18 protein-coding genes and 2 tRNA genes are annotated in these 19,231 nt (G+C 72.2%); 12 read left to right on the top strand and 8 right to left on the bottom strand.

All coding sequences use genetic code 11. From position 1 onward, the window contains the following. Window positions 1-36 precede the first annotated feature (36 nt). Window positions 37-1,242 (bottom strand): pyridoxal phosphate-dependent aminotransferase, encoded by a 1,206-nt coding sequence (locus tag F8O02_RS00615; RefSeq protein WP_158035258.1) that lies wholly within the window; start codon window positions 1,240-1,242, stop codon window positions 37-39. 277 nt (window positions 1,243-1,519) lie between these two features. Here F8O02_RS00615 and F8O02_RS00610 point away from each other — a divergent pair. The 6 genes from F8O02_RS00610 (at window position 1,520) to aqpZ (ending at window position 5,272) form a co-directional block, all read left to right on the top strand. After that, window positions 1,520-1,592 (top strand) — tRNA-Trp (locus tag F8O02_RS00610). A gap of 61 nt (window positions 1,593-1,653) precedes the next feature. Then, complete coding sequence (gene secE / locus F8O02_RS00605; protein ID WP_158035257.1) at window positions 1,654-1,926, top strand: preprotein translocase subunit SecE; 273 nt, start codon at window positions 1,654-1,656, stop codon at window positions 1,924-1,926. Between the two features lie 47 nt (window positions 1,927-1,973). Further along, a complete protein-coding gene (gene nusG, locus F8O02_RS00600) occupies window positions 1,974-2,816 on the top strand; it encodes a transcription termination/antitermination protein NusG (protein WP_318655760.1) in 843 nt (280 codons plus the stop codon). Between the two features lie 93 nt (window positions 2,817-2,909). Next, a complete protein-coding gene (gene rplK / locus F8O02_RS00595) occupies window positions 2,910-3,338 on the top strand; it encodes a 50S ribosomal protein L11 (RefSeq protein WP_158035255.1) in 429 nt (142 codons plus the stop codon). A 145-nt stretch (window positions 3,339-3,483) separates the two neighbouring features. After that, on the top strand, window positions 3,484-4,188 hold the full coding sequence (gene rplA, locus F8O02_RS00590) for a 50S ribosomal protein L1 (protein WP_158035254.1): 705 nt from the start codon (window positions 3,484-3,486) through the stop codon (window positions 4,186-4,188). 349 nt (window positions 4,189-4,537) lie between these two features. After that, window positions 4,538-5,272: an aquaporin Z gene (aqpZ, locus tag F8O02_RS00585; protein ID WP_158035253.1), complete on the top strand. Its 735-nt coding sequence runs from the start codon at window positions 4,538-4,540 to the stop codon at window positions 5,270-5,272. Between the two features lie 68 nt (window positions 5,273-5,340). On the opposite strand, the gene F8O02_RS09075 is transcribed toward aqpZ, so the two are convergent. After that, entirely contained in the window at window positions 5,341-5,961 is a 621-nt protein-coding gene (locus F8O02_RS09075) for a YqaJ viral recombinase family protein (protein WP_225734040.1), read from the bottom strand. A 137-nt stretch (window positions 5,962-6,098) separates the two neighbouring features. Beyond that, window positions 6,099-6,662 (bottom strand): DUF6882 domain-containing protein, encoded by a 564-nt coding sequence (locus F8O02_RS09070; RefSeq protein WP_225734039.1) that lies wholly within the window; start codon window positions 6,660-6,662, stop codon window positions 6,099-6,101. A 441-nt stretch (window positions 6,663-7,103) separates the two neighbouring features. Between F8O02_RS09070 and rplJ the strand changes: the two genes are divergently transcribed. The 3 genes from rplJ (at window position 7,104) to F8O02_RS00565 (ending at window position 8,949) form a co-directional block, all read left to right on the top strand. Beyond that, a complete protein-coding gene (gene rplJ, locus F8O02_RS00575; protein ID WP_158035252.1) occupies window positions 7,104-7,619 on the top strand; it encodes a 50S ribosomal protein L10 in 516 nt (171 codons plus the stop codon). A gap of 87 nt (window positions 7,620-7,706) precedes the next feature. After that, a complete protein-coding gene (rplL, locus tag F8O02_RS00570; RefSeq protein ID WP_158035251.1) occupies window positions 7,707-8,087 on the top strand; it encodes a 50S ribosomal protein L7/L12 in 381 nt (126 codons plus the stop codon). Between the two features lie 148 nt (window positions 8,088-8,235). Further along, window positions 8,236-8,949 (top strand): laccase domain-containing protein, encoded by a 714-nt coding sequence (locus tag F8O02_RS00565; protein ID WP_158035250.1) that lies wholly within the window; start codon window positions 8,236-8,238, stop codon window positions 8,947-8,949. Between the two features lie 102 nt (window positions 8,950-9,051). Here the strand turns inward: F8O02_RS00565 and F8O02_RS00560 are convergent, their stop codons facing one another. Both F8O02_RS00560 and F8O02_RS00555 read right to left on the bottom strand, forming a co-directional pair. After that, window positions 9,052-11,397, bottom strand: a complete 2,346-nt coding sequence (locus F8O02_RS00560) for a M3 family metallopeptidase (protein WP_158035249.1) — start codon at window positions 11,395-11,397, stop codon at window positions 9,052-9,054. 171 nt (window positions 11,398-11,568) lie between these two features. Next, on the bottom strand, window positions 11,569-13,410 hold the full coding sequence (locus F8O02_RS00555; RefSeq protein ID WP_225734067.1) for a DEAD/DEAH box helicase: 1,842 nt from the start codon (window positions 13,408-13,410) through the stop codon (window positions 11,569-11,571). A 420-nt stretch (window positions 13,411-13,830) separates the two neighbouring features. On the opposite strand from F8O02_RS00555, the gene F8O02_RS00550 reads away from it, so the two are divergent. Beyond that, entirely contained in the window at window positions 13,831-14,400 is a 570-nt protein-coding gene (locus F8O02_RS00550; protein WP_158035247.1) for an HdeD family acid-resistance protein, read from the top strand. A gap of 335 nt (window positions 14,401-14,735) precedes the next feature. Here F8O02_RS00550 and F8O02_RS00545 read toward each other — a convergent pair. The 3 genes from F8O02_RS00545 to F8O02_RS00535 all read right to left on the bottom strand — a co-directional run bounded on the left by F8O02_RS00545 (window position 14,736) and on the right by F8O02_RS00535 (window position 18,370). Continuing rightward, window positions 14,736-14,809, bottom strand: a tRNA-Pro gene (locus F8O02_RS00545). A gap of 184 nt (window positions 14,810-14,993) precedes the next feature. Further along, a complete protein-coding gene (locus F8O02_RS00540) occupies window positions 14,994-15,935 on the bottom strand; it encodes a metallophosphoesterase (protein WP_158035246.1) in 942 nt (313 codons plus the stop codon). Then, complete coding sequence (locus F8O02_RS00535; RefSeq protein WP_179416257.1) at window positions 15,935-18,370, bottom strand: penicillin-binding protein; 2,436 nt, start codon at window positions 18,368-18,370, stop codon at window positions 15,935-15,937. Before F8O02_RS00535 ends, F8O02_RS00540 begins: the two co-directional genes overlap by 1 nt. A 61-nt stretch (window positions 18,371-18,431) precedes the next feature. On the opposite strand from F8O02_RS00535, the gene F8O02_RS00530 reads away from it, so the two are divergent. Both F8O02_RS00530 and F8O02_RS00525 read left to right on the top strand, forming a co-directional pair. Beyond that, window positions 18,432-18,587 carry a DUF4177 domain-containing protein gene (locus F8O02_RS00530; RefSeq protein WP_158035244.1) on the top strand — a complete coding sequence of 52 codons (156 nt, stop codon included), beginning with the start codon at window positions 18,432-18,434 and terminating at the stop codon, window positions 18,585-18,587. 49 nt (window positions 18,588-18,636) lie between these two features. Beyond that, entirely contained in the window at window positions 18,637-19,107 is a 471-nt protein-coding gene (locus F8O02_RS00525; protein ID WP_158035243.1) for a RidA family protein, read from the top strand. The last annotated feature ends 124 nt before the right edge of the window (window positions 19,108-19,231 follow it).

The following is a 19,231-nucleotide window of genomic DNA, read 5'->3' as shown; positions in this document are numbered from 1 at the left end:
GACTGTTCACCCGCGCGTGAGACGACGGGTAGGGTCTCAGCCCTCGGCGAAGAAGTGCTGCAGACGCTGCACGCCCTCGAGCAGCGACGCGTCGTCGAGCGCGTAGCTCAGGCGCAGGTAGCCGCTGCGGCCGAAGGCCTCGCCGGGCACGACCGCGACGTCTGCCCGTTCGAGCAGCAGGTCGGCCAGCTCGAGCGAGGTGGTCGGGGTGACGCCGTGCCAGGTGCGGCCGAGCACGCCGGTGACATCGGGGTAGGCGTAGAACGCCCCCTGCGGGGTCGGCACGGTGAATCCCTCGATGCGCGACAGCTCGGCGACGATCGTGCGCCGTCGCCGGTCGAAGGCGGCGCGCATGGCGGCCACCGCGTCCTGAGGGCCGGTGAGGGCCTCGATCGCGGCGCGCTGCGAGATGTTCGACACGTTCGAGGTCAGGTGCGACTGCATGTTCGACGCGGCCTTCGCCACCCGTCGCGGCCCGACGAGCCAGCCGACGCGCCAGCCGGTCATCGCGTACGTCTTCGCGACGCCGTTGACGAGCACCGTGTTCGCGGCCGCCTCCGGGATCGCCGAGGCGATGCTGTGCGCCTCGACGCCGTCGTAGGTGAGGTTCTGGTAGATCTCATCGGCGAGGATCCAGATGTCGTGCTCGACGGCCCAGCGGGCGATCGCCGCGGTCTCCTCGGGGGAGTACACGGCGCCGGTGGGGTTGGAGGGCGAGACGAACACGAGCAGCCGGGTGTGGTCGGTGCGGGCGGCCTCCAGCTGGTCGACGGTGACCCGGTAGCCCTGGTCCGCGCCGGCGAAGACCGTCACCGGGCGGCCGCCGGCGAGGCGGATGGCCTCGGGGTAGGTCGTCCAGTACGGGCCCGGGACGATGACCTCGTCGCCCTCGCCGACGAGCGTGGCGAAGGCCTCGTACACGGCCTGCTTGCCGCCGTTGGTGATGACGACCTGCGCCGGGTCGACCTCGACTCCACTGTCGCGCAGCGTCTTCGCGGCGACGGCCCGCTTGAGCTCGGGCAGGCCCGAGGCCGGGGTGTAGCGGAAGTTGGTCGGGTCACCGAGGGCGCGCCGGGCGGCGTCGACGATGTTCGCCGGCGTGGGGAAGTCGGGCTCGCCGGCGCCGTAGCTGATGATGGGTCGGCCCTGTGCCTTCAGGGCCTTCGCCTTGGCGTCGACTTTGAGCGTGGCTGACTCGTGGATGGACAGGATGCGCGGAGAGAGGGGAAGTTCGCTGCTCACGGCGACGAGTCTACCGTCGGGCGTGCCGCGCGCCAGAGGCGGATCGCTGGCCGTGGCGTCGCGTGGCTGTCCGGCGTGGCGGATGCGCGACGGGGGATCTCCCGGGTGGCCGATGGATGCCCGGGCCGGCGGGTGGCGGCGCCCCGCTGTGGACACCGGCCCGGGGAGGCGCTAGACTGGCACGCGGTGTTGACAGACACCAAGATGAACTATGCCCCTGCGGTGGTGCCACGTGTCGGTGCGCCGCGGGAGTGCACGCGTCGGGGACGACGCGTGAAGGGCGGTGGCTCAATTGGTAGAGCAGCGGTCTCCAAAACCGCAGGTTGCAGGTTCGAGTCCTGTCCGCCCTGCACATCTCCGTGTGAACGGGATGCCCAAGCACACCGGCACAGCGAGGAGAGGGTGACCACGATGGCCGCAGCGTCGGGCGACGAGCTGAACGCGCACCTGGTCGAGAACGCCAGGGCGGATCGCGCCCGGGCGCGTGGCCCGCTCGGACGGATGATCCTGTTCTTCCGACAGGTGTTCCGCGAGCTGCGGAAGGTCATCACGCCGACCCGGCGGGAGCTGACTACGCAGACGCTCGTGGTCCTCGTCTTCGTGCTGATCATGATGGGGGTCATCACGGTGCTCGACTTCGCGTTCGGCACCGGGGTGACCTTCGTGTTCGACCGCGGCGCGTGACGCCGCCCCGGCGCACTCGCCAGACAGCAGGAATTCGAGGAACGATCGTGGCAGAAGAAGAGACACAGCTCGAGCAGACCGCCCCGGCCGAGGCGGCCGAGGCGGCCGCGACCGACGCCCCGGAGGCGGTCGTCGACACGGTGCAGCGCACCGCGGCCGAGAGCCTCGAGGCACGTCCGGAGGACGGCGAGCAGCCGGCCGAGGGCGCGGCGGAGGAGGCCGAGCCCGAGGATCCGGACGAGGTCGTCCTGCGCGAGTTCCGTCGCGAGCTGCGCCGTGCGCCGGGCTCGTGGTACGTGATCCACACCTATGCCGGCTACGAGAAGAGCGTCCGCAACTCCATCCTGAAGCGTCGCGAGACCCAGGACGGCGGAGACGACGTGCTCGAGGTGCAGGTGCCCGTCGAGACCGTCCGCGAGGTGCGCAACGGCCAGTACAAGCTGGTCAAGCGCGTGCGCATCCCCGGGTACGTGCTCGTGCGCATGTTCCTCAACGAGGACTCCTGGGAGCTCGTGCGCCGCACCCCGGGCGTGACCGGTTTCGTCGGCAACGCACACGACCCGCTGCCGCTGCGCCGCAAGGAGGTCTTCGACATGCTGAAGACCACCGTGCTGCAGGCCGCGCAGTCCGAGGCCGAGAAGCAGGCGCAGGCCGCGGCGGGCGCGACGCCTCGCGGCGGCGCGAAGAAGGCGCAGGCGCGCCCGGTGCCGGTCGACGTCGACTTCGAGATCGGCGAGACGATCACCATCAAGGAGGGGTCGTTCGCCGGCCTGCCCGGGACGATCAGCGAGATCAACACGACCAGCGGCAAGCTCACCGTGCTCGTCTCGCTGTTCGAGCGCGAGACGCCGGTCGAGCTCTCGTTCGACCAGGTCACCAAGCAGCTCTGAGACGGCTCCGCGTCCCGCGTGCCGGGAACGGGCCATCCCCACAGGCTTTCCGTGCAGAACGCGGAGAGAACATAGGCAAGAAGGAAAAGAGAAATGGCACCGAAGAAGAAAGCGGTGGGCTTCATCAAGCTTCAGATCGAGGCTGGTGCGGCGAACCCCGCCCCGCCGATTGGCCCCGCCCTGGGCCAGCACGGCGTGAACATCATGGAGTTCTGCAAGGCCTACAACGCGGCGACCGAGTCGCAGCGTGGCAATGTGGTCCCCGTCGAGATCACCGTGTATGAGGATCGCTCGTTCACGTTCGTGCTCAAGACGCCGCCCGCGGCGAAGCTGATCCTCAAGGCCGCCGGCGTCCCCAAGGGCTCCGGCGTGCCGCACACCGACAAGGTCGGCTCGATCACCAAGGACCAGGCCCGCGAGATCGCCAAGACGAAGATGGCCGACCTCAACGCGAACGATCTGGACAACGCCACCCGCATCATCGAGGGCACCGCGCGCTCGATGGGCATCGTCGTCAAGTAGCGTCCGCACAGGAGTGGGAGGGTCGCGCCGACCCGACAACCACGACTGCACCGCCCGGGAGGCGCCCCGGGAATGCGGGCTGTGACCCGCGAGCGGGCTCGCCGGCTGTGATCGGCACCCGTGGAGAACCGACAGGAGAGAGCAGATGAAGAGGCGTTCCAAAGCCTATGTGGCCGCGGCCGAGAAGATCGTGCCCGGCAAGTTCTACACCCCGGAGGAGGCTGCGGCCGTCGTCCGGGAGACGGGGTCGAAGAACACCGACTCCACCGTCGAGGTCGTCCTGCGCCTCGGCGTCGATCCCCGCAAGGCGGACCAGCTGGTCCGCGGCACGGTCAGCCTGCCGAACGGCACCGGCAAGACCGCGCGCGTGATCGTCTTCGCCAACGGTGACGCGGCCGACGCCGCGGCTGCCGCGGGCGCCGACGAGGTCGGCAGCGACGAGCTCATCGCGCGCGTCGCCGACGGGTGGACCGACTTCGACGCGGCCGTCGCCACGCCGGATCTGATGGGGCGGGTCGGCCGCCTCGGCAAGGTCCTCGGCCCCCGCGGTCTGATGCCGAACCCGAAGACCGGCACCGTCACGACCGACCCGGCCAAGGCGGTCAAGGACATCAAGGGCGGCAAGATCGAGTTCCGCACCGACAAGCACGCCAACGTGCACTTCGTGATCGGCAAGGCGTCGTTCACCGCCGAGGCGCTCGCGCAGAACCTCCAGGCTGCGCTCGACGAGGTCAATCGCCTCAAGCCCGCCGCGGCGAAGGGTCGGTACATCACCAAGGGCGTCGTCTCGACGACTTTCGGCCCCGGCGTGCCGCTGGACGTGAACGCGCTGGCCGCCCCGGTCAAGTAGTCGCGTCACCCCGACGCTCGAGCGCCCCGCCCCGGAGAGATCCGGGCGGGGCGCTCGTCGTGTCATGGGACGGCGTCGAGTGCCGGGACGGTCCCGCAGATCGTGGCGTCCCTCTGCGGCGGAGAGCGGAGGCTGCCCGAGCTGCGGCTCCGCGTGCTCTCGTCGTCCACGTGGCCCGGACACGCGGGCGGGTCCGCGCCCGGACCACACCGACCGCTACGCTGGCGGGAGATCGCGCCCGTGACCGATGCGGGAGGCGGCCGCTGCCGCCGGACGCGGCTGACGCATCCGCCTGACGTCATGCTGCCCGGGGCTGGCCGGCACGCGGACGAGAGGAAGGGGACCGCACATGGACACGAAGACCACGACCCAGACCGACGAGGCACAGCCGAGGCTCGCCGGCTGTCTCGGCGCGGAGTTCCTCGGCACGTTCCTGCTCGTGCTCGGCGGCACCGGCACGGCGGTGCTCGCCGCGACGGTCGACCATGGGGTCGGCTATCTCGGCGTCGCGCTGGCCTTCGGCCTGACGGTCGTCGTCGGCGCGTACGCCTTCGGCCCCGTCTCCGGCGGACACTTCAACCCGGCCGTGTCGATCGGGCTCGCCACCGCCGGGCGCTTCCCCTGGCGCCGCGTGCCGGCCTACATCGCCGCGCAGCTCGTCGGCGCGATCACCGCGTCCGCGGTGCTGCTCGTCATCGCCTCGGGCCGGGCTGGCTTCAGCCTCTCCGCGGGCTTCGCCACGAACGGCTACGGCGCCCACTCGCCGGAGGGCTACGGGGTGCTGCCCGCGTTCGTCACCGAGTTCGTGCTCACCGCGGTGTTCCTGCTCGTCATCATTGGCGTCACCGGGCGCCGTGCCGCCGCCGGCTTCGCACCGCTCGCGATCGGCCTGACACTCACGCTCATCCACCTGATCTCGATCCCGGTGACGAACACCTCGGTGAACCCCGCGCGTTCCATCGCCCCGGCGCTGTTCGTCGGCGGGGACGCGATCGTCCAGCTGTGGCTGTTCATCCTGGCCCCGGTGCTCGGCGCCGTCGTCGCCGGGCTGCTCTACCGGCCCATCACCGGCGAGCGGGACTGAACCGAGGCGCCGCGAGCGAGCGCGGTCGGACGCTGGAGCACTGCGGTGTCTGAGCGTGTGGGCCTCGCTCAGCGCCGGCCGGCGGGCGAACCGGCCTGATCGGTGCCGATGCGGTCGAGGCGGGCGAGGGTCGCATCCGCCAGCTCGACGAGGCGGGCGATCTGCGCGTCGTCCCGCTCGACCCACCGCACCCGGGGCTCGCCCAGCGGGTGGAAGCCCTCGTGCTGCTCCCACACGAGCAGCGTGCGCCGGGCGCCCATCACGTGCTGCTGCCACCAGATCTGGCGCAGGTACGAGCGCGGCGCGCGCTCGAGCGGACGGGTGCTCGTCTTGATCTCGGCGAGCAGCAGGTCGCCGCCGTCGGTGCAGTCGTTGAGACCGTCCGGCGTGGCCAGATGGCGGGGGTTCGCGAGGGCGCGGAAGAGCACGGTGCTCGAGTGCAGGCCGAAGCGCTGGCGCATCCACTCGGCGATCACCGGCTCGCGATCGCGCCCGTACTGTGTGTACGCGTTGCCGGCGAACCCGAACGGGTCGCATTTCGCCCGCACTAGCCCGGCCACGGAGCGAGGTGTGGCCAGATGGGCCGCGTCGGTCGCGGTGATGCCCATCGCGCGGGCCCGCAGCCAGGCGGGCCGGTCATGGCTGTCGGCGACGACGCGGTCGCGCAGGAAATCGGGGACGCTGGACACGTCGCCCAGCGTAGTCCGGCGGGGGGGTGCGCGCCCCGTCCGGCGCGCGGCTGAGGCGGCAGCTCGGTGGGAGCGGCGCGAGACCCGTCGGGCGCGGCGGCGCGAGGTGTGTCGGGCGCGGGGCGACGCGGCAGTCGTCAGAGGTGACCGCCGGGCCGGCCCGACCGCCCGGCCCCCTGCCCGCGGACGGAGTAGATCGCGTACCACGAGCACCCGGTGCTGAACGGCACCTCGAGCACGCCGTGCGCGCGGCTGAGCAGCATCGCCACGCCGGTGCGCGCGAGCGCCTCTCGATGCGTGGCGGGCAGGGACGGCTGGACGAAGGCCGGCCAGCGGCGGCGGAGGGAGAGCGTGCGCAGGCGCGTGCTCACCACGGTCGCCGGGGTGTCGAGCGCCATCGACCAGGCCCAGCGGAACAGGCCGTCGGCGTGGTGGTAGGCACCGATGAGCTGGGCCGGCAGTCGCAGCGCGGGGCCCTCCTCGAAGCGCCACACGAGTCGTCCCCGGTCGAGATCGAGGGCGACCTCGCGCTCGCGGCCGATGCCCCAGCGCTCCAGGTGCCGCAGCGCCACGCGGTCGACGTGCTCGAGCGCGAGTCGGGCGAGTCGGTCCGGGCCGAGCCGGGCGACGTGGGTCGCCGGGCAGGAGGGGCGGTGGACGCTGCGGGGCAGTCGGCAGCGTGGGCAGTAGGCCTCGATCATGTGCTCCTCCTCGCGGTCCGGCCGGGGCGGGATGCCGTGGCGGGGCCGGGGCGTCGAAGCCGGGTGGCGGTGCTGGGCGCCGGGGCTGGATGACGCAGACCGAGCCGGTTCTCAGTCTGCGCCACCACATCGGCCGGGGCGAGCGAGGCGGGGCGACTGTGGATAACCAGTGGAGGGCCTATGCACGGTTTGTGTCCGAGGGGCTGCGGTGGTTGTGCCGGGTGCACTGATCGGGTAGTGTTGGCTGCTGGCCATAGACCGCCGGTTCCCGCGTCCTCGAGACGCGGGCGAAGGGCACGTGAGTGACGACCTGCGCAGGTGAACGAACAAGGCAGTCGGAGTGCGCGAGCATCCGGCGCCGCCGAGCTCCGACATCCGCGTCGGGGCTCGTTCTCGTTCACGGGCTCCTCGGGCCGCCGGCAGAATCACACGAGGAGTGCAATGGCGAACAAGGAAGCCGCAATCGCCGAGCTCGCGGATCGGTTCCGCGACTCGAGCGCCGTGCTGCTGACCGAGTATCGCGGCCTCACGGTGGCGGATCTGAAGCGGATCCGCGACTCCATCCGTGAGCATGCGACCCTCTCCGTGGTGAAGAACACGCTGGCGAGGATCGCCGCGAAGCAGGCGGGCATCGACGCGTTCGATGACACCCTCGTCGGGCCGAGCGCGCTGGTCTTCGTGCATGGTGACGTCGTCACCGTGGCCAAGGCGCTGCGTGACTTCAGCAAGGAGAACCCGCTTCTGGTGCTCAAGAACGGCTACTTCGACGGTGCCGCTCTCAGCCCGGAGGAAGTGCAGAAGCTGGCCGATCTCGAAACCCGCGACGTGCTGCTGGCGAAGCTGGCCGGCGCGTTCAAGGCCTCGCTGTTCGGTGCCGCGTACCTGTTCAAGGCGCCGCTGTCGAAGACGGTCCGCACCGTCGACGCCCTGCGGCAGAAGCAGGAGGAGGCCGCGTAGGGTCTCCCTGCGCGCGCATCCGTCACCACCTGAGACGACCATCGTCTCGACCCATCAGACATCCACTGAAGAAGCAAAGGAACAATCATGGCCAAGCTGTCCACCGAGGAGCTCATCAGCGCGTTCAAGGAGCTCACCCTCATCGAGCTGAACGATTTCGTCAAGGCGTTCGAGGAGACCTTCGAGGTCACCGCCGCGGCCCCGGTCGCCGTGGCCGCCGCCCCGGCCGCGGGCGACGCCCCCGCCGAGGAGGAGAAGACCGAGTTCGACGTGGTCCTTGAGGCCGCCGGCGACAAGAAGATCCAGGTCATCAAGGCCGTCCGCTCGCTGACTAGCCTGGGCCTCGGCGAGGCCAAGTCGCTCGTCGAGAGCGCCCCGGCCAACGTCCTCGAGGGCGTCAACAAGGAGGCCGCGGAGAAGGCCAAGGAGGCCATCGAGGCCGCCGGCGGCAAGGTCACCCTCAAGTGACCACTCCCCGCGTCTGAACGCGGCCGGTCCGCCGGCCCGCTCGCCTCGCGATGAGATCGAGGCCCCGTGCATGTCACCCGACGTGCGCGGGGCCTCGTCGCGTCTGCGCGTCTCCTCGCGTCGGCGTCGACCCGGGTAGGCTGGCCGGGTGCTGACCGTCGCCCTGCATCCCGAGCTCGTCATCGCCGTCGCCGAGGTGCGCGACGGCTCCATGCGCCTGGCCGAGGACGCTGACCGCGTCCGCGCGAACCGCGCCCGGCTGGCCCGCGCGGCCGGGTTCACCCCTGAACGCACCGCGCACGTGCGCATCACCTACGGACGTGACGACTACCGCCGCTACCGCGAGGTCACCGCGGCTGGACCGGACGATCACACGATCGCCGCTCGCTTCCCGGATGACGCGGCCGAGCCCGTGGACGCCCTCGCGACCCGCGCGTCCGGCGTCGGCCTGCTGCTGCCGGTCGCCGACTGCATGCCGGTCGTGCTGTTCGATCCGGTCGTGCGCGTCGTGATGCTCACCCATCTCGGCCGCCACAGCGTCGAGCAGCGGGGCGGGGCGACCTCCGTGCGCTGGCTCGCCGAGCGCTTCGGCGCCGATCCGGGGAACATCCTCGCCTGGCTCGGCCCGGCCCCGAATGGCGCCGCGTACCCGCTGCACGCGCTGGGCGACCGCGCGTTCGCCGACGTCGTGCCCGAGCAGCTGCGGGAGGCGGGCGTGCGGTCGGAGCACCTGCGGCCGAGCGGGTGGGACACGGTGACCGACCCGCGGTTCTTCTCGCACAGCGAGTTCCTCGCCGGGCGGCAGCCGACTGACGGACGCCACGCGGTCGTCGCCGGGCTGCGCGCGCCGGCCGCGGGCTGAGGGCGGCTCAGGCGGCCCACCTGGAGCCATGAGGGGCCCGAGGCTCGTCAGACTCGTGCCGGGCGTCCGGGCCCGCCGGCATCGTGGCGAGCCCCCGGCGACTCAGGCGCCTGTCGCGTCCTCCGGGTCCGAGGCGAACCCCCGGCGCACGAGCAGCGCGTGCGGATCCGGCTGTCGACCCAGCAGGTCCACGACGAGCCGACGGGGCTCCTCCGCCCCGCCGCGGGAGAGCATCCGGGCGAAGCGCTCCCCGGCCGCCCGGTCGAGCCCGCCGTGCGCGGCGAACCACGCCTCGATGTCCGCGTCGATCACCTCGCTCCACAGGTACGACGCGTACCCGGCCGCGTACCCGCCGGCGAACGCGTGCTGGAAGGTCGCGGTGCGGTAGCGAGGCGGGATGAGGGCGGCGAGGTCGGCGGCCCCCGCGTCCCCGGCCAGGCCGAGTGGGGCGAGGGCGCGTTGCTCCACCGCGTCGACGACCTGCGCGGCCGACGTGCGCCCCGCCTCCTCGACCAGCGCGTCGGTGTCGGCCCGGGAGAGCCGGTGCCAGGCGAGGTCGATCGCGCACGCCTCGAGGTACTCCACCGCCCGGAACCCCTGGTCGAGGCGCTCCGCGGCGCGCAGCCGGTCGGCGACCGCCTCCGGCAGCGGGGTCCCGGTGCGCACGCTGCGTGCATAGTGGGGCAGCACCTGCGGGTGCAGCGCCCACGTCTCGTTGAACTGGCTGGGCATCTCGACGAAGTCGCGGGGCACGTTCGTGCCGGCGAAGCGCGGGTACGTCACGTCGCTCAGCAGCGCGTGCAGGGCGTGGCCGAACTCGTGGAACACCGTGCGCACGTCGTCCAGGGTGAGCAGCGCGGGCTCGCCGGGCGCGGGCGGCTGGATGTCGAGCACCATCGTCACCACGGCGTGCTCGTCGAACAGGCGGGACTGCTCGACGAGGGTGTCCATCCACGCGCCGCCTTGCTTCTCCGGGCGGACGAACGGGTCGATGAGCACGAGGCCCAGCGGCCGGGTGTGTCCGGACGCATCGGTGCGGCTCGTCTCGAACACGCGCACGTCCGGGTGCCAGCCGGCGAGATCCGGCCGGGGGACGACCCGCACGCCGTACAGCAGCCGGGCGGTGCGGAACACCCCGTCACGGAGCACGCGATCGAACTCGAAGTGCTCGCGGAGCGCCTCGGGATCGACGTCGACGCAGGCGTCGTGGCGGCGGGCGGCGAGCCAGGCCCAGTCCCAGGCGGCGATCGCGGGGGAGGGGGCGTCTGCAGGGGCGGGTGCGCTCGCGGTCGTGCCGCCGGAGCCACCGTCCTCGGGTGTCGTCTCCGCCCGGGGCTTCTCATCCTCGTCGGGGGCGTCGTCCGTGGTCACCTCGTCTGCGGGCTCTTCGTCGCCGAGTCCCCCGACGTCGGCGAGCCGCTGCAGCTCGTCCGCCTCCGCGCGCGCCCGCCGCACCGCGGCCGGGGTGACCCGGGCGAGCAGCGCCTCGACCGCCTCCGGCGATCCGGCGTCCTCGTCGGCGAGCACCAGCGTGGCGTGATCGGGCCAGCCGAGCAGCTCGGCGCGCTCGGCGCGCAGCCGGGCCATCCGCAGGGCGATCGCCCGGGTGTCGTGCTCGCCGCCGTGGGCGCCGCGGGCGAGCGAGGCGCGCAGGATGCGCTCACGGGTGCGTCGCACGCGCAGGCGGGCGAGCCAGGGGTGGCCGTTCGGCAGAGGCAGACGCACCGTGCAGCCGTGCTCGGGGTCGCCGAGCCCGGCGATCTCGGCGGGGGTGAGTCCGGCGAGCTCCTCGGGATGGGCGAACCGCACGGCCAGGGCGTTCGTGTCGTCCAGCAGCCGAGTGCCGAATCGGGAGGAGAGCGTGGCGAGCTCGGCGTCGATCTCGCGCAGCCGGGCCCGTCCGGCCGCGTCGAGCGCGGCGCCCGCGCGGATGAAGTCGCGGTGGGTGTGCTCGACGAGGCGACGCGACTCGGGGTCGAGGCCGGCCGGGGTGGCCGGGGCGGTCGAGGTGTCGGGGGCGGCCCGCGTGCTGGCGTTGGTCGAGTCGCCGGCGAGGGATCGATGCACCGCGTCGACGCGGGCGAACAGCCGCTCATCGAGCAGCACCGCGTCGTCATGGGCGGCGAGCACGGGGGCGAGACGCTCCTCCAGTGCGAGCAGCCCGGGTGTGCTCGCCGCCGAGACGAGCGTGTACAGCAGCGCGGTGGCGCGGCCGAGCGCGCGGCCACTGCGCTCGAGCGCGACGATCGTGTTCTCGAACGTGGCGGGCGCGGGATCGGCGATGATCCGGGCGATCTCGCGGTCATGTCGATCGATGCCCGCGCGGATGGCGGGCTCGATCTCCTCCTCGCGCACCCGGGCGAAGTCGGGCAGACCGTACGGCAGGCCGCTGTCGACCAGCCGATCGATCAGCGGGCGGGGTGCGGATGGATCGGCGGGCGTGTTCATGCCTCTCAGCCTAGGCGTCGGGCGCCTCGCACCCCGCGGTACGAGGGGGCGGCGGGCCGAGGCGAGGTCAGGGACTCGGTGTGCGATCGCGTACGCGCGGGCGCGAGCAGCCGCACGTCATGAACGGGTCGGCGACCTCGGCTTCGCCCTCAGCACTCGAACCCTGGACGCTCAGCGCTCGTCGCGGTCGCCGCGTCGGTCGGGTCGACGACCACGCTCGGCACGCTGGCGAGCCGTCCAGCGGGGCTTCTTCCCCCCGGCACGGCTCGCGCCGTGCTCCTCCTGACCGTGCGGACGCTCCTGGCCGGAGCGGCGACGGTCATCGTGCTCACCCCGCCCACGCTGCCCGCGGTCGTCGCGGTCGAAACGCCTGCCGCCGCGGTCGTCGCGATCCCAGCGGCCGCGTCCGCCGCGGTCGTCGCGATCCCACCGGTCGCGCCGGCCATCATGCTCGGAACGCCCGCGGTCGTCCCGGCGCTCGCGATCATCCCGGCCGCCGCGTCGGTCGTCGCGGTTCCAGTGCCCGCCCCGGTCGCCCCGGCCACCTCGACCGTGGTTGCGGTCCCGACCGCGACCGCGGTCCCAGCCGCCGCGTCGGTCGCCGCCGCGTTGGTCCTCGCGCGGCCGCCTGGGCACCGCCTCGAGGCGGTCGGCCACAGGGTCGAGCAGCAGCGGCCGGTCGCCCTGGGCGACGAGGGCCAGCGCCGCGGCGACGTCCGTCTCGGGGATGTCATGGTGGCGCACGTAGTGATCGATCACGTCGCGCAGCTCGGCGATCTCGTCCTCGCGCTCGAGCGCCTGCGTGATGCGCTCGTCGAAGCGGGCGAGCCGGGTCTCGTTGACCTCGTCGACGCTCGGCAGCGACATGCGCTCCATCGATTGGCGCGTGGTGCGCTCGATGAGGGTCTGCAGCCGCCGCTCGCGCGGGGTGATGAAGCTGATCGCCGTGCCGGTGCGGCCCGCGCGGCCGGTGCGGCCGATGCGGTGCACGTACGACTCGGGGTCGCTCGGGATGTCGTAGTTGATCACGTGCGTGATGCGGTCGACGTCGAGGCCGCGGGCGGCAACGTCGGTGGCGACGAGGATGTCGACCTGCCCGTTGCGCAGCTGCTCCACGGTGCGCTCGCGCTGCGCCTGGGGCACGTCGCCGTTGATCGCCGCCGCGGAGAACCCGCGGGCGCGCAGCCGCTCGGCGACGGTCTCCGTGTCGCCGCGAGTGCGCACGAACACGATCACGCCCTCGGTGCGCTCGACCTCGAGCACGCGGGCGAGCACGTCGAGCTTCTGGCGTCCGGCGACGACGAGCATCCGCTGGGCGACGTTCGTGCTCGTCTGGGTCTTCGAGCGCACGGTGATCTCGGCGGGGTCGTGCAGGTGCGTCTTCGCCAGCCGGCGGATCTGCTTCGGCATCGTCGCCGAGAACAGCGCGATCTGTCGGGTGTCGGGGGTCTCGGCGAGGATCGTCTCCACGTCGTCGACGAACCCCATCTGCAGCATCTCGTCGGCCTCGTCGAGCACGAGCATGCGCAGGCCGGTCAGGTCGAGGGTGCCGCGGCGCATGTGGTCCATGACACGGCCGGGCGTGCCGACAACGATGTGCACGCCGCGCCGCAGCGCCGCCAGCTGGGTGCCGTACCCCTGCCCGCCGTAGACGGGCAGGATGCGGATGTCGGGCAGCCGCGCGGCGAAGCGCTCGACGGCCTCGCACACCTGCAAGGCGAGCTCGCGGGTCGGGGCGAGCACGAGGGCCTGCGGGGTGCGCACGGCCGGGTCGATCGCGGCGAGCATGGGCAGCGCGTACGCGGCGGTCTTGCCGGTGCCGGTCTGCGCCTGGCCGACCACGTCGCGGCCGGCGAGCAGGGTCGGGATCGTCGCGGCCTGGATCGGCGAGGGTGACTCGTAGCCGATGGCGTCGAGCGCCTCGAGCAGCGGGGCGGGCAGGCCGAGGTCGGTGAACGCCGGGGTCGCCTCGTCGGCGGATGCGTCGTCGGCGGCGGACGGGGTGTCAGTCACCGGCGCGGATGCACCGGCACCGGTCGACTCCGGGGCCTCAGCCGGCTCCGGGGCACTGGTCGAGGATGCAGGCGTGACGTCTGCTCCGGGGGCGTCCGCGGTCGCGGGACGCGCGTCGGTCGGATCGACGGCGGTCGTGGGGTCGGCGGCGGAGGGAGAGGAGGAGTGGACGTCAGAGAGGTCAGGCACCTGCCGAGTCTAGTCGGCGCCCCGCCCCGCGTCCACCGGTCGGCGGGGCGCGCCAGCCCCCCGGCACGGGTCGCGGCCCCTGCCACGCGGGTCCCGCGGCACCGGTCCCCGTCCGCGAGATCCATCGCCCACCCGGCACAGCGCACCCATAGACTGGGCTGAACGATGCCGCGCGACCGGATTGTGCGGCGAGGACCCCGCCTGACGGCGGGTGGAACGCAGGAGGAAGACATGTCCGATCGGAACACGGTGGATCCCATCACCGGTGCGGTGAGCACCGTCCGCACCGCCCTTGGCATCGGCGGTGTGCTGCTGACGCTGTTCGGCGTGGCGGTGCTGTGGCGGCCGGGGGCGACGTTCGCCGTACTGTTCGCGCTCGTCGCCGCGTACGCGGTGCTGCAGGGGCTCGTGCTGCTCGGGATCGGCATCTTCTCGCAGGTGCAGAGCGGCTGGGCGCGGGTCGGTGACGCCCTGCTCGGCCTGCTGTTCATCGTGGCCGGTGTGCTGGCGTTCACGAACATCGAGGCGGGAACCGAGGCGTTCGCCATCGTCATCGGCATCATGGTCGGCATCGCGTGGATCTTCGAGGGCGTGCTCTCGCTCACCCTGATCGGCAGCACCGGTGTGAAGGCGTGGACGATCCTGTTCGCGATCCTGAGCATCATCGCGGGCGTCCTGATGCTCTCCCTGCCCGGACTGGGCGGGCTCGCGCTGTGGGTGTGGGGCGGGGCACTCGCGCTCGTGCTCGGCATCGTGCAGATCGTGCGCGCGTTCCAGGTCGGCCGGGTGCTCAAGGACTGAGCGGCCCGGAGCGGGCGGGCGCCGGCACGCGTCGTGCGCCCGCCCGCCGGGCGGCCGGCCGGACGCGGCGGCGAGGCTCCGGAACCCGCAGGATGGCGCCACACGGCCGGCGTCGCACGCGTCACGCACGTCTGCCACGGTCCAGCATGTCCGCCACGGGCACAGACGCGGAACGCCCCGGCGCTCGCGGAGATCCGCGGACGCCGGGGCGTTCTCTGTGTCAAGGGCTGGGTGCCGGGCCTGGGTGTCAGGTCTGACCCGCCGGGGCTGTGCAGAGACCCGGCGGGTGTCTCACCCCTCTGGCGACCTGGCGGTCGGCCCGGGAGGCCTTGCTGTCGGGGTAGCGGGATTTGAACCCACGACCTCTTCGTCCCGAACGAAGCGCGCTACCAAACTGCGCTATACCCCGATGTCACCGAGCCCCGACCTCGCGGCCGTGGCGGCAACTGCTCCAGTGTAGCCCCTCTCGCGGAGGCGCGGCAACCTCGCCGTCCCGGGGGCGCCGGGGCGACCCCACGGTGTCGGCACCCGTTCGACCGGCCTCGCCTCGCCCCGGCGATCCGTCCGCCCGGCGGGCCCCGGGTGGATGCGGCTCAGCGTGCCGCGTCCTGCCGCGGCACCAGCGTGAGCAGTGTCACCTCCGGGCGGCAGGCGAAGCGGATCGGCGCGTAGATCGAGGTGCCCACGCCGGCGCTCACGTTGAGTGGCATCCGCCGGTCGCGCCAGCGCCACACGTGCAGCCCACGGGCGAGCGCGGGTGGCAGGTCGCAGTTCGCGGTGAGCGCGCCGACGCCGGGCACGCGCACCTGACCGCCGTGCGTGTGCCCGGCCAGCACGAGGTTGGCGCCCATCGACGCGAAGCCGTCGAGCACGCGACGGTACGGGGCGTGGGTGACACCGAGCACGAGGTCGACGTCGGCGGGCAGCGAGGTGAGGTTGCGGCGCAGCGTGCGCGGGGCGTCCTCGCGCAGATGCGCGTCGCCGGTGCCGACCAGGCCGATGCGCAGCCCGTGGACGGTGACCACCGCCGACCGGTTGTCGAGGCGGTGCCAGCCTGCCTCCACGAGCCGGTAGGTGAGCGCCGCCGTGTCGATGTCCGGCCGCTCCCGCTCGACCCGGCTGGTGTGCAGCAGATACGCCAGCGGGTTCTTCGGCAGCGGGGTGAAGTAGTCGTTCGAGCCGTACACGAAGCCGCCGGGCAGCGCGAGCAGCGGGCCGAGCGCCTCGAGGATCGCCGGCAGCGCGTCGACGTGGCCGAAGTTGTCGCCGGTGTCGATCACGAGATCCGGGTGCAGCCGGGCGAGCCCGCGCACCCAGGCGACCCGGTCGTGCTGCCAGGGCGCCAGGTGCAGATCCGACAGGTGCAGCACGCGCAGGGATGCGGCTCCCGCGGGAAGCACGGGCACCGTCACCTCGCGCACGGTGTACGCACGGCGTTCGACGAGCGAGCCGTACGCGAGCAGCGCGCCGCCGGCGGCCGCGGCACCGGCGAGAACGCGTCCGGCGGCGCGTGCCGGGGAGGCGGACGAGAGCATCAGCGTCCCGTCGTGGAGGTCTTGGTCTTCGACGAGGATGAGCCAGACGAGCGGCGCTGGGAGTTCGCCGAGGCCGACGGAGAGGCCGAACTCGTCGAGGGCGTCGGTGACGGGGTCGCGGTCGGCGTCTGCCCGTTGCTGAGGTACACGGTGATCAGCGCGTTCGCGCCGGCCATCGTGTTCGCGGGCGGATCGGTCTCGGCGACCGTGCCGGCCGCGGCGGTCGAGGCGCGCTGCTCCGGCGAGATCGCGACCTGGAAGCCGGCCTGCTCGAGCGTGCCGCGCGCGGCTTCGGGGTCCTGGCCGGTCACGTCCGGCACGGGCAGCGTGCGCGCCGTGGCCGAGGTGTCGTTCGGGTCGGGGAAGCTCGCCGCGCCGGGATAGGAGGTGTGGATGTCGGTCTGGATGTCCTTGAACAGCGCGTAGCGGACGTTCCACCCGGCGGTGCCCTTGATGGAGTAGTAGCGCAGGTCGGACTTCGCCAGCCCCGTGCCGTTGCCGACCCAGGTGGCCTGGGCCGTCGACGTCGTGTAGCCCACCAGCCAGGTCTGATGGTAGTTGTCGGTGGAGCCGGTCTTGCCGGCGATGGCCGAGCCGTCGCCGGTGGCGGCCTTCGCGGCGGTGCCGTCTCTGCCGAACACCCCGGTCAGGGCGCTCGTCGCGGTCCGGGCGACCTGGGCTGTCGTCGCCTGCGAGCACTGCGAGGCGGTCACCGGGCGCTCGCTGCCGTTGCTGCCGTCGACGACGCGCAGGATCGCCTGGGGCGTGCAGTACGTGCCGTCGTTGGCGATGCCTGCGTACGCGGAGGCCATCTGGATCGGCGAGACGTTGTTCGTGCCGATCACGCTCGCGGGCTGGTGATCGAGTTCCTCACCGTTGGCCTGGGTGGTGATGCCGAACGACACCGCGGTGTCACGGATGTCGCACAGGTCGAGCTGCTCGGCCATCGCCGCGAAGCCCGAGTTGATCGAGTGCTTGGTCGCGTAGCGCACGTCGAAGGAGGAGGGGAAGCTCTCGGCGTTCTCGAGCGACCAGGTGCCTGCCCAGCCGCCGGACTTGCAGCGGTCCGGGAAGTTCTTCTGGTAGTACGTGCCGGCCGGGGCGTAGACGCGCTCGTCGAGCGTGTGCCCCTGCTTCAGCCAGTCGATGAGGGTGAAGGCCTTGTAGGTCGAGCCGCCGGGGAAGCCGGAGGAGCCGCCCTCGTCGTAGTTCGTGTTGTAGTTCACCGCCGTGCGGCTCAGATCCGTCCCATCGCCGTTCGTCTGCGAGTAGGTGCGGTTCTGCGCCATGGCGAGGACGCGGCCGGTGCCCACCTGGACCACGGTCGACGCCGCGCCGATCTTGTCCGATCGGTTGATGTGCTTGTCGATGTCGGCCTGCACCTCGTCCTGCAGGCTGAGGTCGATGCTCGTGTAGATCTGCAGGCCGCCGCGACGCAGCAGGGCGGTGCGGTCGTCGGCGGTGTCGCCGAACGTGCTGTCGTTGCGGATGAGGTTGACGACGTAGTCGCAGAAGTACGCCGCGTTGTGCTCGGCGACCTCGCAGCCGCGCGGCTGCTGGGTGATGTGCGGGGTGATCGGCGTGGCGATCGCCTCGTCTGCCGCAGCCTGGTCGATGTAGCCGCGGTCGACCATGCGCTGCAGCACCAGGTCCCGTCGGGCCTTCGCACGGTCGAGGTTGTCGGCCACGTCGACGCGGTAGCTGTTCGGCGACGGGAACACGCTGACCAGCTGGGCCGCCTCCGGCAGGGTCAGGTCCTTCGCATCCTTGCCGTAGTAGTACTGCGCGGCGGCGCCGATGCCGTAGACATTGCCGCCGAAGGAGGCGTAGTTGAGGTAGCTGGTGAGGATCTGCTCCTTCGTGTAGTTGTGCTCGAGCCCGATGGCGTAGCGCATCTCGAGCAGCTTGCGCGAGGCGGTCTCCTCGCGGGCGCTGTCGATGGCGTCCTCGTCGTCCTTCCACTCGGCACTCTCGATGCGCAGGTTGCGCACGAGCTGCATGGTGATCGTCGAGGCGCCCGACTGCGTCGAGCCGCTGCTCTGGTTCTGCAGCACCGCGCGCATCACCGCGGCGAAGTCGACGCCGCCGTGCTCGTAGAAGCGAGGGTCCTCGATCGAGACCACGGCGTTCTTGACCACATCGGGGATCTCCTCGGCGGTGAGCGGCACCCGGTTCTTCTCGTAGAAGGTGGCGAAGGCCACGTCCTTTCCGTCAAGTTTGCCGTACAGTGTCGAGGGGCTCTGCATCTCCACGTTGGCCAGCGAGGCGGGCAGCGTCTTGGCGATGTTGACCATGTCCGCGCCATAGACGCTGATGATGGCGGCGACCGGGGTCAGCAGCCCCACGGTGGCGAGTCCGAGTGCGGTCGAGGCGGCGATGAAGCGCAGGATGGAGCGCCCCAGATGCCGTCCGGGTGCGGTCAGATGAGAGGACATAGGGTAGATGCTACGCGATGTGGCTGTGAGGCAGCCCCGCGCGTTCACGATCGGAGGAGAGATGACCCGCTGGCAGTACCTGACCGCACCGCTCATCATCCACAACACCCAGCAGATCCTCGACAACTTCGGCGCTGACGGCTGGGAGCTCGTGCAGGTCGTGCCGGGCCCCACCGGCGGGCTCGTCGCCTACTTCAAGCGCCCCGTCGAGGGGTGAGCCGGCGGACACCCGGTCGCGTCCGCATCCATACAGCCAGGAGGTTCTCATGACCGTCACCACCCGTCTCCAACAGCTCGGCGTCACCCTGCCACCCGTCGCGGCCCCCGTCGCCGCGTACGTACCCGCACGCCGCAGCGGCGACCTCGTGCACACCTCAGGGCAGCTGCCGTTCGTCGACGGCGCCCTGCCCGCCACGGGCAAGGTCGGCGAGGGCGCGGGGCTGGTCTCGCCGGAGGAGGCGAAGCGCCTCGCCCGCATCGCGGGCCTCAACGCCCTGGCCGCGGCCGCGGACGCCGCCGGCGGCGTCGACCGGATCGTCCGCGTGGTCAAGGTGGTCGGCTTCGTCGCCTCGGATCCCTCGTTCACCGGTCAGCCCGGCGTCGTCAACGGGGTGAGCGAGCTGCTCGGCAAGGTGTTCGGCGACGACGGAGCGCACGCGCGCAGCGCGGTCGGCGTGGCCGTCCTGCCGCTCGACGCCCCGGTCGAGGTGGAGATCACCGTCGAGGTCGCCGCCTGAGCGAACCGATCCCCTGAGCATCCGGTCGTCCAGGGGTCTCGGCCACCGCGCCGGTGACGTCCCGCCGCCTCGTGCGCGACGTCACCGTGCACAGGGCGGCGCGAGCACCCGCGCCGTCCACAGC

It is taken from the genome of Pseudoclavibacter caeni (assembly GCF_008831125.1).
GTDB lineage: Bacteria > Actinomycetota > Actinomycetes > Actinomycetales > Microbacteriaceae > Pseudoclavibacter_A > Pseudoclavibacter_A caeni.
The sequence above is the reverse complement of the archived record's forward strand: the minus strand, read 5'-3'. Positions and strand labels throughout refer to the sequence as shown.

What these genes read in the sequence shown, in the direction of transcription:
- secE (WP_158035257.1), top strand. Translation starts at nt 1,654, where the DNA reads ATGGCCGCAGCGTCGGGCGACGAGCTGAACGCGCACCTGGTCGAGAAC.
- rplK (WP_158035255.1), top strand. Translation starts at nt 2,910, where the DNA reads ATGGCACCGAAGAAGAAAGCGGTGGGCTTCATCAAGCTTCAGATCGAG.
- rplA (WP_158035254.1), top strand. Translation starts at nt 3,484, where the DNA reads ATGAAGAGGCGTTCCAAAGCCTATGTGGCCGCGGCCGAGAAGATCGTG.
- aqpZ (WP_158035253.1), top strand. Translation starts at nt 4,538, where the DNA reads ATGGACACGAAGACCACGACCCAGACCGACGAGGCACAGCCGAGGCTC.
- F8O02_RS09070 (WP_225734039.1), bottom strand. Translation starts at nt 6,662, where the DNA reads ATGATCGAGGCCTACTGCCCACGCTGCCGACTGCCCCGCAGCGTCCAC.
- rplJ (WP_158035252.1), top strand. Translation starts at nt 7,104, where the DNA reads ATGGCGAACAAGGAAGCCGCAATCGCCGAGCTCGCGGATCGGTTCCGC.
- rplL (WP_158035251.1), top strand. Translation starts at nt 7,707, where the DNA reads ATGGCCAAGCTGTCCACCGAGGAGCTCATCAGCGCGTTCAAGGAGCTC.
- F8O02_RS00560 (WP_158035249.1), bottom strand. Translation starts at nt 11,397, where the DNA reads ATGAACACGCCCGCCGATCCATCCGCACCCCGCCCGCTGATCGATCGG.
- F8O02_RS00550 (WP_158035247.1), top strand. Translation starts at nt 13,831, where the DNA reads ATGTCCGATCGGAACACGGTGGATCCCATCACCGGTGCGGTGAGCACC.
- F8O02_RS00540 (WP_158035246.1), bottom strand. Translation starts at nt 15,935, where the DNA reads ATGCTCTCGTCCGCCTCCCCGGCACGCGCCGCCGGACGCGTTCTCGCC.
- F8O02_RS00535 (WP_179416257.1), bottom strand. Translation starts at nt 18,370, where the DNA reads ATGTCCTCTCATCTGACCGCACCCGGACGGCATCTGGGGCGCTCCATC.
- F8O02_RS00530 (WP_158035244.1), top strand. Translation starts at nt 18,432, where the DNA reads ATGACCCGCTGGCAGTACCTGACCGCACCGCTCATCATCCACAACACC.
- F8O02_RS00525 (WP_158035243.1), top strand. Translation starts at nt 18,637, where the DNA reads ATGACCGTCACCACCCGTCTCCAACAGCTCGGCGTCACCCTGCCACCC.